We start from the raw sequence: 15,625 nt of genomic DNA on the forward strand, positions 1-15,625 counted from the left end.
AAATCCTTTTTAATAAATGAGTTAACCCATTCCTGAGAGGCCAGCCCTTTTAAATCCTCCAGCGTCACCTTTTGTCCATTCGGCAACTCAATCTCCACCTGTCCGGTGTCTGTCATCCACTGCTGCATTGCCTGGAGAAAGTAAACGATATAGCCCTGATTGGCGGACATGGTACGGGCCGCATCTGAAATGGTGTCCGGTACCGTGGTGGCAATGGAGTATTTAGCACCGCTGAGCGTTACCGGAGCATTGAATGACAATACCAGTTCGGTGTCACTGTTTACCGCGCGGATCATCATGCTGACCGGTGCTGTGCCGTTCCCGATGCTGATAAGCTGACCGGGTGCCACACCGTGAATATTCTTTTTCCACTGTGTACCGGTGCCGGTCACAATCGGTGAACCGGCTTTAATGGCTATGGTGCCGTCTGTATAAATCATGGGGTTTCCTTAAATTTCAGGCATAAAAAAACCGCCGGAGCGGTTATTTTGATTGGGTTATGCGTCAGTTATAAATATAAATCGCCGTCGATGCAGTGGGTGTTGTAAATCCCCTGCACATTACCGTTATTTGTCCACATATCCCCCATCCAGCCGGAGTCGACTGTTGCCAGAAACCGGACATCGTAATAATTGCCGCTGACATGCAAACCTAATGCCGCCAGATCGTAATAGCTGTTTTTAATAGAAGACACAAATGTGCCATAGTTACCAAGATTAAAATAAGGATTCTTGTATTGAGAATAGCCGGACATTGCAGATAGCAGCTGCCCTCCCATCAGCGGGCAATATTTACTGGTATAGGTTGTCTTTCCATTCTGGTTACAGATTTGAATCCCGTATTTTGGCAGTACGGATAAATCAGGATTGTGATCAAACAACAGTACATTCAGATAGGCAGGAACGTCAGTCCAGATTGAATTCCTGAATCTCAACATTGTGCAGGCCTGGGATTTTGGTCTGACATAGATTGTATAGCGACTTTCGTTGCTGATGTCGTATCCTGGTATTTTAGCGCCGCTTCCCTTTTTACCATCGCTGTAAACCGTACCGGCCCACACACAGTAGCCCAGCCTGGAAAAGTCTGTCAGTGTTGTGACACCATTCATGCCCCGGAGCTGAATGCCATACTTGCCCGCAGCTGACTTGGGTTTTGGGGTGCCATACACATCGTACACAAAAAATTCACCGTAGGGGTCATCACCCCATGCAGAGTAGTCACCGCATTCCGCATAGACGTATATATATGGTGCTTCTAACCATAATTTATCTGTCCACAACTGAATAACGCCGGTCAGGCCATAAGTCCCGGCGGCGTGAGCTCCCTTTTTCACCACAATAAAGCAATTATAGTCAGACATACCGGGAACCACAGCCCGCCATGCTTTACGGTCACGGATGTACTCCCACACGCCGGGTGGCTCCACTCTGTTTAAACTTGCAGATGCATAGGGGAAATAAAATTTAAACTGACCCAGTTTCGCCAGCGGCTGACACTGCTCATCATCCAGATAAAAAGGCTTTGATCCTGTATCAGGATGAACATATATACCGTACCGGCTCAAGACAACCTCCCGATCCTGACCCGCAATACATTGCTGTCATCGAAAACATCTATCCTGGTATTATTAATCTCCATCCGCCCGCCCGATGTTGCACTGCGGATATCGAGGGTTCCGCGAAACGTTGCATTGTTAAACTCTGCATTTCCGGTTTTGGCATCGATCAGAAATCCGGATTTGCCCGCCACATAGTTCTCAGACTGCATTTTGTCAGTGACAACCACGCTGTTGAGCCATGCCTGATTAATAAACGCCTCACGCATAAACACCTGACCGTCTTTCATGTACATAAACAGATCCATGGATTTATTCACAGGGTTATAAAATGCGAACTGCTGGGCGCTGAACCCGATAAGCGTGTTTACCTGTCCGCCCTTCAGTTCGGCACCGATAACCATGCCGGCGGAATAGTCCTCACCGTTGTAATGAATGCGGACTTTCATATCGTGAACCACCGATGCCTGACCGGATGCCATATCCCACTGCGCCCGGATGGCGTTTTGTGCCAGTGCCAGACCGTCTTCTGCTTTAACCTGTACCGCATCCAGTTTCTCCGCCAGTGCCGTTGTTTCCGTGACTGTGTAGTTGCGGACTTCGATAATTTCCGCTTTCATCGCGCCGGTTTCGCGCTGCCAGTATCCCCACTGACCGTAGGCGTTGTTGGCGTTGTTGATAATGGCCTCGAAGTTATCATCCGCCTGCGACTGCAGGTCTTTGATGATTTGTGAGTCACCCAGCCCGGCAGCGACTTCATCAATAATGGTCGAGGCGTCGAACTCGGCCACACCGCGCACAAACTCAGTCCAGGGGGACTGATTGCCGGTTTTATCCACCAGGCGGGCGCGGAAATAAAACGCGGTACCAGCAGCCAGACCGGCAAGCTCATGAGAGCGGGACGGGTACGGCACATCGGCTAACAGCAACAGGTTTTGTCCGTCATTGGTTTTGCTGTACTGAATTTCGGTTTTCAGGGTATCTTCCGTGAATTTCCCGAACTCCCAGTTCAGTTTGATCCCGAATACCAGTGTGGCCGCACGGAAGTTCAGCGGCATCGGCGGATCTCCCACCTTACCGGTCAGCTGGGTTTCCTCTGAATATCCCCAGCCGCTGGAAATTTCAGCCGCGTTAATCGCCCTGACCCGCACCAGATAGCGACCTGAATACACCCTGGGCACGTCAAACGAAGTGGTGGCATTGCGCGGCACATTGATCCAGTTGCCGTCATCACGCCGCCACTGCGCCTCATAAGCAATCGCGTTCTCTGCGGGTGACCAAGTAACCTGCATGGTTTCAATGCTGATCCCCTGATTCACCACAGAGTAAGAGCTGATGGTGATATCTTTCGGCGGGAACTGGTTACCCGGCGGAATAACACTGATCGGACGCTCATCGAGTACCGCACCGGTGTCTATCCGGTCATATTTGTCCGGGTCATGCATAGCCGCAGATATCGTGAACGTACCATCGTCATTCTCAGTCACACTCACCACCCGGTACTGCTGGGCATACAGCTCGTCTGATTCAGTCACCCAGACGCACTCCGGTTCCGGTGTTTCGCTGTATGCTGTGGTGACAGTAATTACCCTGTCCGTGACCATTTGGATAGTGCGGGCCTGTGATTTACCAGACGGCAGGTTCAGCAGCAGCCGGTCGCCCGGCGCGGCATCCGGTTTTCGGTCGAGCGTGACACTCCGGCCATTCACTGCACTGACGCGACCGCCGGTCACTTTCCCGGACAGGTTTTCATCCGCCACCGCAATAATGTAGCCCGGCTGCGGTATGTTGCCGTCCAGTCCCACGCCGAATGTCACCACCCGGTCTTTGTTGTTGGTCAGAATACCCCAGCGGCCTTTGCGGTTGGCTTCTGACTGCCGGGTACAACCAATTGCCGTCATTTCCAACTGATTAAAACCGAACCGGTAAACCAGCTCATTTTCAAATACCGGCTCCATCGCATCAGCATAGCCGTTCAGCGGATCTGAGTACGATACCAGCGAGGAGGAATAGCGGGCCTTACTGCTGCTGCCGGAATAGGTGAACTTCCCGTCGAGGACGTTGGCTTTGGTGTAGCTGTAATCAATGTCACGCGGCATATCCGCCAGGGTGATAATCTGGTTGCCTCCCCAGTAGGTCATGCCCCGGAAGATGGCGGCAAAGTCACGCAGCACGGTATAAGCTTCATTGCGATCCTGCACATACACATCACAGATATAGCGCGGCTCAGTGCCGCTGCCGCCCTTACCGTCCAGTACCGGCTGGTCACAATACTGCGCAACGCGGTACAGCTCCCATTTATCGATATTCTGCATTTTGATGCGGTCACCGAGGCCGAAGCGATCGGAAACCACAATATCGTAAAATATCCAGGCGGGGTTATTGGTCCACGCCCACTTAAACGAACCGTCCCAGGTACCTGAATACGTCCGGCGCTCCGGGTCATAGTTTGACGGTACACGGATAACCCGCATCTTCGGCTCACAGGTGACCTGCGGGATCGAGCCGTTAAACTGTTTTGAATCAAACTCGATATACAGCAGCGCGGTATGCGGATAGGTCAGTTTGGCGTCGATCACCTCGGTATAACTCTGCAGCACCATGGTGTCACCGATTTTAGCGCTGTTGGCATCCGGCGTGATTTTTCGCACCCGCAACGTCCAGGATGTGACCGACTGTGGCAAATCAATACGGTGAGTACGCTCATAACCGGAAGTGGTTTTGCCCTTCACACGCCCGTCCACAACGGTTTTCCAGCTGCCGCCATCAGTCTGTAAATCAATGGCGTATTTCACTTCGTTGCCGACCATATCCCCGTTATCCTCCTGGCGGAACAGGGACGGCCATTTCAGGCGAACACGGATTGCGGACAACTGCGGATTGGTGAATGCATGCGCCCACGGTGTACTGCTCTGCACCATAGCGCCGACCGTAATTTCATTTTCCGCCGCCGGCATCCCCTGAATGTAAGTTTGTGCCTGAGTGCCGGGGCGGTATTCCCATACCACGCCGGGGAAGTTTTCCGATCCGTCGGCATTCAGCAGGGGCGTACCGTCCAGAAAGATATTCTTCCCGGTCAGCTCACCGGCAAATTCCCCTTCCCCGAGGGCGATCAGCAATTTGGCTTTTGCAACAGACTGTAAGTCGTCCGGCTGTTCGACGGGCGTGCGCGGGCTGCCACCGCCGCCTTTATGGCCTGCTATTTGTATCATTGTGGGATTCCTGCTGAATAACGGAGAAAGGATTACTGCTGATCTTCGACGTAAATTCCGGCTGAGATAACGGCTCCGCCGATGCGGCGCTTACCGTACCCGATCGGTACCGGGTAGCCCTGAGAAACGGTGTTCGTCGGCGCGCCGAACGCATAGGATGGTTTGTTTTCGCCCTGGTCTTTCATGGCGATCCCGTTTGGCTGCGGGGACAACATCTGGATAATACCACCCAGCATCATTGCCGCGCCGGTTGTAGCCATAAAACCGGTCATACCACCAGCTGCAAAAGCGGCACCGATACCACCTGACATAAATACAGCTGCAGCCACCAGCACTGCCCCGAAAATAGTCTGAAATAATCCGCCGCGTTTGCTGCCGATAACAACAGGTATAATCCTGATAACATCACCTGTTACCGGAAACCCGAGATCATCTTCACCGATGTTTTTCTTACCTCGAAAAATCGCAAAGGTCAGTCCGCGCGATTTACTCGTATTCAGGAACTGTTCGAAACCCGGAATAGTGCAACACAGTGCACGAACAGCTTCTGATGTGGTACTGATTAGACGTTGATGTGTTTTACCAAACGTTTTACCCAGCACTCCGCCCAGCTCTATTTTTGTCATTATTTCTTGTTGCATAAGTTTCTCCACTTACTGTAACCGGGTAATTTGTGAATTATTTCCCGTCGCCGGATAAAGCAACTGCATCTGCCCTTTAACATCAAATGCAGCCATACACCGGGCATCAAAATCCTTATAGTCAGCTGAGCTGTTGGCGATATTAGTCACCGCCACCATTTGTTCTTCAACTTTCCGTAAGGCATCTGCCTTGAGATACTGATGAATTTTCTCACGCGCTGACCGGTTTTCTTTTACCGATTCGTAGACATAGTCAGGCAATGCAACGCCGTATACCCACTTCGCCGTAATCATCCCGAAAAGTGACGGACACCCGCCAACATGACCAAAGTAAGGAACACCGGCCATTTTTGACAGTGCGCGATAGTAGGGCTCCTGAAAACGCTTTTCCCACTCAGTAGCGTCTTTGTATGTCAGCAGGCCTATAACCTGATCTTCCGTCAGTGTCATATTCTGCGCCATCAGCATATTTTTTATATGCCGGTCACAGGCACGGGCGAATTTTGGTGATAACCAGCGGGAAAACTCAATGACCAGTTCCGGGTGAATCCAGGTGCCGCCATAGCGCCCTTTTTCCACTTTTACTAAAAGACGGGAAATCCCGCCTTTAAAATCCAGAGCTTCAGCATTCAATTCCTGCCCTATTTCTTTCGCGTACTCTTTTGTTGAGTCCAACCGCAACCAATCGAAAGCTTTTTTATCAAAGTGCTTGGCTGCCACTGTTGCATTCACCCAGCAATCACCATTAAACGGGATCAGGGATTCGTCATACTTCATGGGTATGATTTTAATCATGATACTTTCCTTATTTAGGTAATGAACCTTTGCCACATAGGAGATCAGCCCATCGAAGCAGCATCAGCTATAGCTGATCCCCTCAAAGGCTCATTCCTAAATATCGGTTCGATGTTTAAATGCGCATGTGCATGTGGTGCACTGGTGGGTAAAACTGAATTTCAGGCATAAAAAAACCCGCCGGAACGGGTTATATTTTTTAATTAATTTAAATACATGAAGTTATAGAATTTATTCTATTATCTATTCTGTATTTAAACATTCCGCCCTGATGATAAAAACTAATATTTGTTTTATCTCCAGTACTGGTCACATCAACTAATTCAAGTTGTCCCGCTGAATAAACAGACCACCCATCTTTTGCAGGCTGTATAAAGACGCTTCCGTATGTTTGGCTTTTTTCCTGCCATCCATAGAGAATGCAATTGGCTACTTCTTGAGTTGATTTATCTGATTGAAATTTATTATCTGCTGGCCGCTGACGAAGTTCTGCCATTCCTGCGCATCCAGTAACAATAAAAATAAATAGCAGCGTTATAATTTTCTTCACTACCCACTCCTATACATATTTAATAAACAATTGTCATTCAGGGTAATAGCACCAAGTCACGTTGTCATGTGTAATTTATGTCTCAGTACCATAATTGTGCGATCACGCCAATAACCGCCATAGGGCACCCGCTGACTCAAGTGCCCGTATAAGTGATGCAGGAGCATATTATCATCCAGCAGAATACCGGCATGATTGGCGACCGGCGCCTGCACCTGCATCACTATCATATCGCCCGGTTGTGGATCATCGACCTGAATAAATCCCGCTTCCCGCCAGTTATCAGCATAACGATTTTCACCCAGCTCCCACCAGGGATAGTCCACCCGGTAATCCGGCAGTTCAACGCCGCGCTCCTGCCGGAACCAGCTCATTACCAGCCCCCAGCAATCTGTAAATCCGAGCACAAACGGACGACCAAGTAATGGCAGCTCGCCGCGCGGCTGAACGGTCCGCAGATCCCCCTCCGGACAGCTGACGATATACCACGGGATACCAAGGGCATCACACTGTGCTTTATCCAGTTCTGACGGTTGGGTGGTGGCATCCGGGTGGCTGTGAACAATACCGATTACTGTGCCCCAATCCTCAGCAGCAGCGTAATCCTCCGGCGATAATACAAAATGCTCTTCCGGCGTAGCTGCGACATTGCAGCAGGGAAAGTATTTCACCACACGGGATTTTTGCGCGATCACCCCGCAGCACTCGCGGGGATATTCACGTTCAGCATGTGAAAAAATGGCCGCCTGAATGTTTTTGCGCATCCCTATTTCCTCAGTAATGATGTTCCGGGAAAGCCGCCGAACGGGATCGGATTATTTTTCCCGAAACGGGGAAAGCAACCGGTATTCAGCATACCGCTGCACTGATCCTGTGCCGGGTCATCTACCCGGTTGCCGTGTTTGTCGAAATACCCGTTCTGACCGGCATAATCACAGCCGTCACCGGATTTGTATTTGCCGCGTATACACCAGGTACACATTGAATGCAGTTGCCGCGTCGGGATCAGCACCCCCTGCAAATCCATCGGGCTGGCTAATTCAAACTCAATAACTTCGTTGGTTTCCGATGATTTGCTGTCGATATAAAAGACGGAGACTTTTTCCTGAGTCGGATCTGCCAGCGGGTTGCCATCCGGAAAGTTTGCCGCATCCAGATAGTGCGCCAGCGTATCGTGTATCGTGACTTTCGCTTTCAGCATATCATCGTAGGCCAGGCACAGCGCGGTGATTGATCCATCGAGGTTTGCCACTGATAACTTCGGCTGCGCACCGGAACCGCTTGTTGATGCCTCTATTCCTTCAATCTGCACCGGCCACGCACGGTACTCTTCGCCCTGCCACCAGATGGATTTCGCCGGCAGTTTTTCAGGGTCACCGCCGGCAGCCGTAATCTCTGCTTCTTTGTGAGGAATGTTGTAAGCATGGAACCGCAAAACATCCGGCGCGCCGAACGCGGTACCGTCAACCTCAAAAAGCCGGACGGCATTACCCGGTTCCAGCTTCTGGTAATCGTTTGTGATCATGGTTTAAATGCCTGGGTAAATGTAAGAGAGAGCGAATAGTTGTCACCGCCGAGCGGGGTGAGTTTCGGATCATCACAGCGATACAATCCGGTACTCTCCAGCGGTGGTGTCCACTGAAAAGCACGGATACCGCCGTGCCGGTCAATAAAATCCCGGATTGGCAGGATATAACTTTCCGCCCCGGTAAAATTGAGTGACCACTTCTGGCTGCGGGGATTGATGCCATCCCCGCAAACCTGTTCGTAACCGTCACCAAACTTTGCCTTGCGGGCTCTGAAGGAGGTATCGCCCTGCGGATTCAGGCGCGGACTCCAGGTGAATGTTTCTATCATCTTTTCCCCTTCGCGACATTCCAGATCGCCCCGCCCGGACGTAAATCCGTGGCCATAAGTGAACGATAGCGCTGATCAACAAACTGACCAATCTCCCTGCCGAACCGCTCAAAACCGCCGGATGCCTGAACCTGCTGATTTCCGTCACTGTCGATGTTGATATGAACCACAGGTGCCGTACCGACAACATTACTGCCACCATAAGCCCGGACGCCGAGATTGCCATCCGGCCCGCGCTTCAGCGGCATAATCGCTTCAGATCCCGCTTCACCCATCAGGCCGATATTGGGTGCTCCCCCCTTGGCGAACGGAAATACGGTCGGAGAGCTGACAATGCTGTTACTGTATGCACTCAGCCCCGGGGAGGTATACACACCGCCGGTCGCATGGGGAGTCATTCCCATAGCATCACCCAGCCATGTCCCGCTCAGGCCGCTTTTCAGTCCGTTGAAAATACTCATCTGGACAATCATTTTTGTGATATCGGTGAGAATGGATTTCGTAAAGTCGGCAAAATTTGCCCGTCCGGTGGTCAGAAAATCAGTGAACATAGACGATGTGCTGTTAAGCGCATTCGCAGATGTATTTCGCATCATTGCGAACGCATTACTGCTGCTATCGCCGAAATCTTTCCAGCCCTGCTTTAAACCACCCTGCCAGTCCGCCTCTGACGTGGCTTTGTCTTTTGCGGCCTGACGGACGATATCAGTCTGCTTTTGCTGTTCAGCATTCAGAACGGCGGTCTGATCTTTGTATAACTGAGAGGTTTTATCAGAGATTTCTTTATCCAGCTGATACCGGCGCTGACGGAAGTCATCCGCAATCCGCTGCTCTTCAAGCATCAGGTTATAATCCGCTGTCGGCATAATGATTTGCAGGCGCTGATTATCCGCCTCCTGCTGCATGGACTGGGTACGCTGCGTTATTTCAAAGTTCTGATCATCAAACTTTTTACGCAGCCCTTTCAGTGCGATTTCCCGTTCAAGCCCGGCGTTGAGCTGTAACTGGGTACGGATGGATCCGGCATTTTCCATCACACTCTTCTGAGCGGCATTCAGTTTTTTACCTGCCAGGCCGACCAGCTCCTGCTCAAATGCAATCAGCTTACTTTCAGATGCGGTCAGCTTTTCATTTTCTGCAAGCTGCGCCCTGAGCGTGGCGGTCTGCTCCATCAGTTGCTGCGCCCGGCGCTGACCTTCCGGAATACTGCCACTGCCGTGCCCTTTCTTATCCAGTGAGCTGTAAAGGCTGTCGATCCCCTTCATTGTCTGCTCAAACTGCTTTGCATCCATCTGGCCGGATTTAAGTTGCTCACGGGCGGTATTTTGCAGTTTCAGTTTTTCTGCGTGTTTATCCGCGCCCGCTTTATACGCTGAGTTCAGTTGCAGTTGTGCATCCAGCTGCTCACGGGTATTTTTTATTTGCTCCTTTTGCTGCTGTTCCTGCTCCGCGTTTTTTATCGCGGCGCCCATTTGCCATGTCAGTCTGGCAAGGTTTTCCGCCTGAATTCTGGCTATACCGGCAGATACAGAAAAATCTCTTGCTGTCTGATTCAGTGAACGGTAGCGATCTTCAATATCCTTAATGCCTTTCTCATGAATGGCATTGACCCTGGTCTGTTCTTCATTCAGTGTTTTAGTGGCATTAAGGGCGCTTGTTCTGGCCAGCTCTTTTGCCCCTTCAACATCCCCCTGACGCTCCAGCAGTGCAATCCGGTTTATGGTGGCCTCATCAAAAACCAGACCTTCATTGATAAGCTGACGAAGACTCTGAAGAGGCTGCTCATTAATAGATGACAACTTCGTGATCAGATGGTCTGCGCTGCCGCCGGATTTTTCCAGCTGCACACCGAATTCAGACACTTCACGCAGCATTGAGCCGGAGAACCCGGCAGTCGCTGCTGCCGTCACCGTTTTGTATGCCTCTGCTGTTCCGCCCAGCTGATTAGCCAGTGTGCGCAGCTGGTATACCGAATTATTCAGCCCGGCTCCGCCTTTCTGAATGGCAGCATTAAACGCCTTTTGCCGCTCTTCCGCCTCTTTGTATTGTGAATACAGGTAAGTAGCAGCACCTGCAGCCGCCATCAGACCAATACCGAGTGTTCCGCCCAGCATAGCCCAGGTATTTTTCAGCAGACCGCCTGCCTGTGCAGATGCACGCTGCGCTAATGTCAGCTCCCTGTTTGCTGCCGACAAGCCCGCCGTGGCGGAAGTTAGATTACGCTTACCTGATGCCTCGTTACGCTCCGCATCAACCAGACTACGGGCTGCCGAGCGGAGTTTATTTTTTGCTTTTTCCTCCGCAATGTTTGCCTCACTGATTACACGCGCGTTCTCCGCGTGTTCTCTGGCATAAGAAACAGTGACACCGTGCTGCTTGTTTACCCTCGCCTGCCGGGCATAATATTCATCCAGCGCAATAGCCTGCTCCCGCCTGGCCGCCGCCTCGTCCGGCAAGCTGAATCTGTGACTGAGCAGCCTGTTTTGCACTTCCGGCCTGTTTTACCTGTGCCTGCGCCATCTGCACTGCACTTTCCGCAGCGGCAATATCCTGTGCCCGCTTATTGCTGACAGCGGAGCCAAGGCGATCAACATCATTAGCGGCCCGTTCCAGTGCCGGAATAAAGGCACTGAGGATGGATGAACCGGCAACATTAGCACCGACTGAAATATTGGTCAGTGATGTCCGTAACTGCGCGAACCCGGACCGCACTCCTGAATTCCCCATCTGCGCAATACTGTTACCGGTCCGTTTCGCCTCATCGGAAACACGGGCCAGATCATTTGCTGTTCTGGCCGAATCCGAGCCGACATCCCGGCTGAATTTTTTTGACCCGGCAGACGCTGTACCAAAGGCATCTGCCACCTCAGACTTAAAACTGGCTGCGTTGAGGTGTAACGCAACCGCTAAACTTGCAACGTCAGCCATTTAAGATCCTCATTACATCATTGCACTGTGTGCTGATATCCGGTGATACCGTTGGAACCACTGTATTTCCCCCAGCCCCACCCGCTGCCTCTTCTTCCAGCATAAAAAAAGCCCGCCAGTGATTAAGCAGATCGGCGGGCATATCAGACAGTTTTCGCGGGTCAGACTCACCCCACCGATCCGCCAGCTGAAAAAGCAGATAGAGGCGGGGTGAGTCCGTCAGTTTTTTTTCGCGTCCTCAATGGTTCCGTAGCAGTATTTCTGCAGCGTATTCATTGCTTCCACAAAGACCGGATTACTGTGTGCATCAATAAGCTCTTTTGCTGTCGGCAGATCTTCCGCACTGACCGGGATTCCGTTCTCATCACAGATAGCTGACAAAATCAGATTGGCCCCCGCAAGGGTAACCCCGGAATAATCACCGGCATCAAAAGCAGCCTTGCGATCTTTTTCGTAGCGGTCAAGCTCCCCGACAGTAAGACGCCGCAGATATACCTCCGTACCGAAGAGTGTATGTTTTTCCGTGTGTGAATCCGGCTTTAACAGGGCTGATTTCAGATTCATTATTCCCCGTCTCCTGTTGGTGGTGTGACAGTAGTGGTTCCCCAGGTGATGTTGTTCTGCTTACCTTTCACGGTAATCTGAATCACCTCACTGGCAGGGGCGCTGATATCGTTCATTTCCCAGCCTGACAACGCGAGGATCATCGTCGCTGTACGCCCGTTCGGCAGTTCGAAATAAAACTGCACAGTCTTACGCTGTTCGGCGGCATTGAGAAACGCGGCGAAATCAGCATTGCTGGGATCATCAATAAACCCGAGTGATTTTTCAGGTCCTTCCGGCAGATCGGAAATCGACTGTTTGTTGGTATCTTTCAGGGTCGTGCAGTCAATAAAACCACCGGTAAGCCCGGTAGCCCCCAGCGCTTTACAGTTAACCAGCGCTTTCATTTTATCGACGGGATCACCGGCCTCACCAAATTTTACAATGGTGCCGGCAGGTAACATGGCGTATTCCGGGGAGGATTTTTCTCCGGCCATAATAGTTCTCCAGGTTAACGGTTTTCATTAATACCGGCGCGGATGGCGGCGGCAAGGGTGTTTAAAATATCTTTACGGTGATAATCCAGCGCCGGGCGTATAAACGGACGCGGGATCTGTTTTGATGTCCCGAATTCCTGAGCCTGCGCTTTCATGTGGTGCTCTTTTGACGGACCCACACGAACGGTCATCAGGGTGATGTATTTTTTATCCTTCATCCGGTCAGTGGTTCTGACCTTGATACTGTCCCGCATGTGTTCATCGTCGTGACTGCTGTCATAACCGGCATACTGCTTCATATCTTCCGCAACAACGGTCATAGCCTCACGGCCTGCATCGCGCAGTATTCTGGATGTCAGTTTTTCCCCGAGATTCATCAGCTCCGCTTCCAGCCCGTCAAGGCCGGAAACCTTAACCGTTGTTCTCACGATGCATCCTCCGGATAAGTGATAATAAAATCCCGCATGACTGACCAGCGGACAGTGTTATTTGTCAGCTCTTCCCGCCCCTGCTGAAAACCACCACGCTGCACGGTCTGCACCGGATAATTACCGATGTGACCATGCTGGATCGGCTCCCAGGCATCACGGATGGCTTTATCCAGCAGCAGGGCTTTTTCGTAGTCATTCAGTACGTAAATGCCTATCTGAAAACGCGCCACGATAAGATGAGTAGTGACCATACCGGCGGAATACCGCGGATCACTGATGCGCTGAAAGGTGATACCTTCCTGTGCATCTTTCGGTAATAACAGGGGGAAAACGGGCATTGCGGTGATAGCGGAAAGAGACGACTTAATGTCACTTTCGATCATGTCGTATGTCTGCCTCCGTGGTAATAATCAGTTTCGCCGGATCGTTACGGTTACAGGCACGGACGGTAAAAAACCGGCTTTGGTATTCAATCACCCAGTCGATTTGAATATCCGCGCGCGGCCGCACAGTAAACTGCATGGTTTCAATGACCTGATCCTGCTCTGCCGTCCGGATTTTACGGTTGGATATCGCCTCGGCTTTGGCCCACACCGTGATGACTTTCGTCAGTTCAGTACGGGAATCACCGAGATCACCGGACACCACCTCCGGCCTGTACAGGGTGATGCGTTTGTTGAGTTCACCGGCCAGCATTATTTTTCCCTCATGGGTGAAAAGCGATAGTCACAAAGCAGATCATAAAAACCCTGTGGTAATTTCTTCAGTTCCCGGGTGTCATACCAGAAACCGACCACCAGCATGAGTGTCAGCCGGATAACCGGTGTGATGTCCATTCCGTCCGGATCACTGTCAGGAACTGCGTCGTCATACAATTTCCGGTTCAGGTAGTTTTCTGCTTTTTCTTTTGCCGCATCCAAATAGCCAAGCAGAAGCAGATCCTCTTCCTCAGTGTCAATGCGGCATTGCAGGCGCAGCTCTTCAATTGTCGGTAATGGCATGAAACCCCCAATAAAAAAGGCCACTGAGCGACCTTGGGTTTATTTATTGCTTATTGTGCTATCTCAATTAATTTAACGGGTTTTTCACCTGCCTCATGACACCAGTTGTTATATTCACTGACAGCGCGCATTAACTCACCATCCGCAAGCCCAACTTTATCAACCAGGCTGGTTAGATTTTCAGCATCAAAAACAACAATTTCAGGCGGAACATGATTGGCATTGCCTTTCTGATGAAGGGAGTAAACAACCGCCCGCAGATCGCCTACCGCCCGGGCTCTTTCAATATGCATCGCTTTGATTTTTTCAAGCAAAACCTTACAGCGACCAATTGCTTCATAGTTTTTTTCTGTCATTGGTTCCTCCGTTAAGAACGGTAATTACATTTGCATCAAAAAGGCGGCATTTCTGCCGCCGTGACTGATTACTTCGTACCGTCTGCCGCTTTCAGTAATTTCACTGCGTTGCTGTCAACCAACATGCTGCCGACACGCTTCGTGGTGTAGAAGTGTACAAACGGTTTGTTGGTGTACGGGTCACGCAACATGCGGATGCCGATACGATCCAGAATGGTGTAGCAGCGCTTGAAGTTACCGAATGCCAGCGGAACAGCACCGGCAGCCATATCAGCAAACTGCTCATTCTCCGCAATACCGTAGCCCAGCAATGCAGATGGCTGACCCAGTTGCAGGCCAGGCTGCCACAGGTAGTTGCCCTGTGAGTCTTTCAGGGTGCGAACTTTAAATAACGTGCTGTTATTCATCATAAATTTAGCGCCACTGCGATAAGGCTTACGCAGTGTGTAAACCAACTGCATCACTTCATCAGCTGTCAGTTCAGCTGGTTTCTTCAACAGCAGATGCTGCAGTTTTCCCCAGTCGCGATCCTTATCTGCCTTATCCTCACTGCCGTAAGCCAGCAGCCCTTTCGGTTTTTTACTGCCGTCACCGTTGGTGAATGCTGCTTCTTCCTGTTCAGCAAATTCAATTGCCAGTTCACCGGTAATAAACTGCTCAACATTGAAAAAGGCATCATCCAGCATGGTCTGGGTGGCCCCGGGATTACCGTAAATCTCACCCCACACCGGTTCAATCGGGCCGAGTTTAGGCGTTGCGGTTTCAGGGCGTTTTTCTGTTTCCCCTACCCATCCGCTGCCGGTGCCCCCCATATTAACGAGGCGCTTATAGTTCGGTGTACCGACTGAGACAACATTACATTCCTGACGCATAACAACTTCATCACGCAGCGCAGAGATAATGGTGCGATCCAGTTCTTCCGGTACGGCATAACCGCCATCCGGATCAGAGCCAATCTGCATGGCTCTCTGTTCCAGTTCAACCAGGCCATCATCCTTACCCTTGCGGACAAACAGTTCGAACGCGCTTTTGTGTTCGGCGACATCTTTGTTTGCCACACCGCCGCCCGGACGTTTCACAGCCGCCAGCTCGGCTTCCAGTGACGATTTCAGTTCATCCAGCTCGGATAATTTTCCGTTCAGGGTGTCCACCGATTCCGCCAGTTTGCCTTTTTCTGATTCGATGGCATCAATACGCTTGTCATTTTTTCTCTGAAACTCTTCAAATGAAGATTTCAGTTCTTTTGCCACTTCGCCTAC

18 protein-coding genes and 1 pseudogene are annotated in these 15,625 nt (G+C 51.0%); all 19 read right to left on the minus strand.

Going from position 1 to position 15,625, the window contains the following annotated elements; all coding sequences use genetic code 11:
* Positions 1-440: pseudogene (locus N7387_RS20065) on the minus strand (hypothetical protein); the annotation flags it as partial.
* A 68-nt stretch (positions 441-508) separates the two neighbouring features.
* Complete coding sequence (locus tag N7387_RS20070; protein ID WP_279800787.1) at positions 509-1,564, minus strand: DUF6453 family protein; 1,056 nt, start codon at positions 1,562-1,564, stop codon at positions 509-511.
* On the minus strand, positions 1,561-4,767 hold the full coding sequence (locus N7387_RS20075) for a host specificity protein J (RefSeq protein ID WP_279800788.1): 3,207 nt from the start codon (positions 4,765-4,767) through the stop codon (positions 1,561-1,563). The genes N7387_RS20070 and N7387_RS20075 overlap by 4 nt, the downstream gene beginning before the upstream one ends.
* Positions 4,768-4,799: 32 nt before the next feature.
* Entirely contained in the window at positions 4,800-5,408 is a 609-nt protein-coding gene (locus tag N7387_RS20080) for a tail assembly protein (protein ID WP_279800789.1), read from the minus strand.
* Between the two features lie 12 nt (positions 5,409-5,420).
* The gene (locus N7387_RS20085) at positions 5,421-6,203 is read right to left on the minus strand and encodes a KilA-N domain-containing protein (protein ID WP_279800790.1); all 783 of its coding nucleotides are present in this window, start codon (positions 6,201-6,203) and stop codon (positions 5,421-5,423) included.
* A 208-nt stretch (positions 6,204-6,411) separates the two neighbouring features.
* Positions 6,412-6,753: a hypothetical protein gene (locus N7387_RS20090; RefSeq protein WP_072125145.1), complete on the minus strand. Its 342-nt coding sequence runs from the start codon at positions 6,751-6,753 to the stop codon at positions 6,412-6,414.
* A gap of 56 nt (positions 6,754-6,809) precedes the next feature.
* Positions 6,810-7,517, minus strand: coding sequence for a C40 family peptidase (locus N7387_RS20095; protein ID WP_279800791.1), 708 nt, complete (start codon positions 7,515-7,517; stop codon positions 6,810-6,812).
* Positions 7,518-7,519: 2 nt separating this feature from the next.
* The gene (locus N7387_RS20100) at positions 7,520-8,278 is read right to left on the minus strand and encodes a phage minor tail protein L (RefSeq protein WP_279800792.1); all 759 of its coding nucleotides are present in this window, start codon (positions 8,276-8,278) and stop codon (positions 7,520-7,522) included.
* Complete coding sequence (locus N7387_RS20105) at positions 8,275-8,610, minus strand: phage tail protein (RefSeq protein ID WP_279800793.1); 336 nt, start codon at positions 8,608-8,610, stop codon at positions 8,275-8,277. Before N7387_RS20105 ends, N7387_RS20100 begins: the two co-directional genes overlap by 4 nt.
* A complete protein-coding gene (locus N7387_RS20110) occupies positions 8,607-11,066 on the minus strand; it encodes a phage tail tape measure protein (protein WP_279800794.1) in 2,460 nt (819 codons plus the stop codon). The genes N7387_RS20105 and N7387_RS20110 overlap by 4 nt, the downstream gene beginning before the upstream one ends.
* Positions 11,017-11,538 carry a hypothetical protein gene (locus tag N7387_RS20115; RefSeq protein WP_279800795.1) on the minus strand — a complete coding sequence of 174 codons (522 nt, stop codon included), beginning with the start codon at positions 11,536-11,538 and terminating at the stop codon, positions 11,017-11,019. The genes N7387_RS20110 and N7387_RS20115 overlap by 50 nt, the downstream gene beginning before the upstream one ends.
* Before the next feature lie 219 nt (positions 11,539-11,757).
* The gene (locus N7387_RS20120) at positions 11,758-12,102 is read right to left on the minus strand and encodes a phage tail protein (protein ID WP_262860336.1); all 345 of its coding nucleotides are present in this window, start codon (positions 12,100-12,102) and stop codon (positions 11,758-11,760) included.
* Positions 12,102-12,578, minus strand: coding sequence for a phage tail protein (locus tag N7387_RS20125; protein ID WP_279800796.1), 477 nt, complete (start codon positions 12,576-12,578; stop codon positions 12,102-12,104). The genes N7387_RS20120 and N7387_RS20125 overlap by 1 nt, the downstream gene beginning before the upstream one ends.
* 14 nt (positions 12,579-12,592) lie before the next feature.
* Complete coding sequence (locus N7387_RS20130) at positions 12,593-13,009, minus strand: HK97-gp10 family putative phage morphogenesis protein (RefSeq protein WP_279800802.1); 417 nt, start codon at positions 13,007-13,009, stop codon at positions 12,593-12,595.
* Positions 13,003-13,392: a hypothetical protein gene (locus N7387_RS20135; RefSeq protein ID WP_279800797.1), complete on the minus strand. Its 390-nt coding sequence runs from the start codon at positions 13,390-13,392 to the stop codon at positions 13,003-13,005. Before N7387_RS20135 ends, N7387_RS20130 begins: the two co-directional genes overlap by 7 nt.
* Positions 13,379-13,705: a phage head closure protein gene (locus tag N7387_RS20140; RefSeq protein WP_279800798.1), complete on the minus strand. Its 327-nt coding sequence runs from the start codon at positions 13,703-13,705 to the stop codon at positions 13,379-13,381. Before N7387_RS20140 ends, N7387_RS20135 begins: the two co-directional genes overlap by 14 nt.
* Complete coding sequence (locus N7387_RS20145) at positions 13,705-14,010, minus strand: head-tail connector protein (protein ID WP_279800799.1); 306 nt, start codon at positions 14,008-14,010, stop codon at positions 13,705-13,707. Before N7387_RS20145 ends, N7387_RS20140 begins: the two co-directional genes overlap by 1 nt.
* 50 nt (positions 14,011-14,060) lie before the next feature.
* Complete coding sequence (locus N7387_RS20150) at positions 14,061-14,366, minus strand: hypothetical protein (protein ID WP_279800800.1); 306 nt, start codon at positions 14,364-14,366, stop codon at positions 14,061-14,063.
* Between the two features lie 68 nt (positions 14,367-14,434).
* Positions 14,435-15,625: phage major capsid protein (locus N7387_RS20155; RefSeq protein ID WP_279800801.1), on the minus strand; the 1,191-nt coding region annotated here is incomplete at its 5' end.

Source organism: Morganella sp. GD04133, assembly GCF_029835375.1.
Classification (GTDB): Bacteria; Pseudomonadota; Gammaproteobacteria; order Enterobacterales; family Enterobacteriaceae; genus Morganella; species Morganella morganii_B.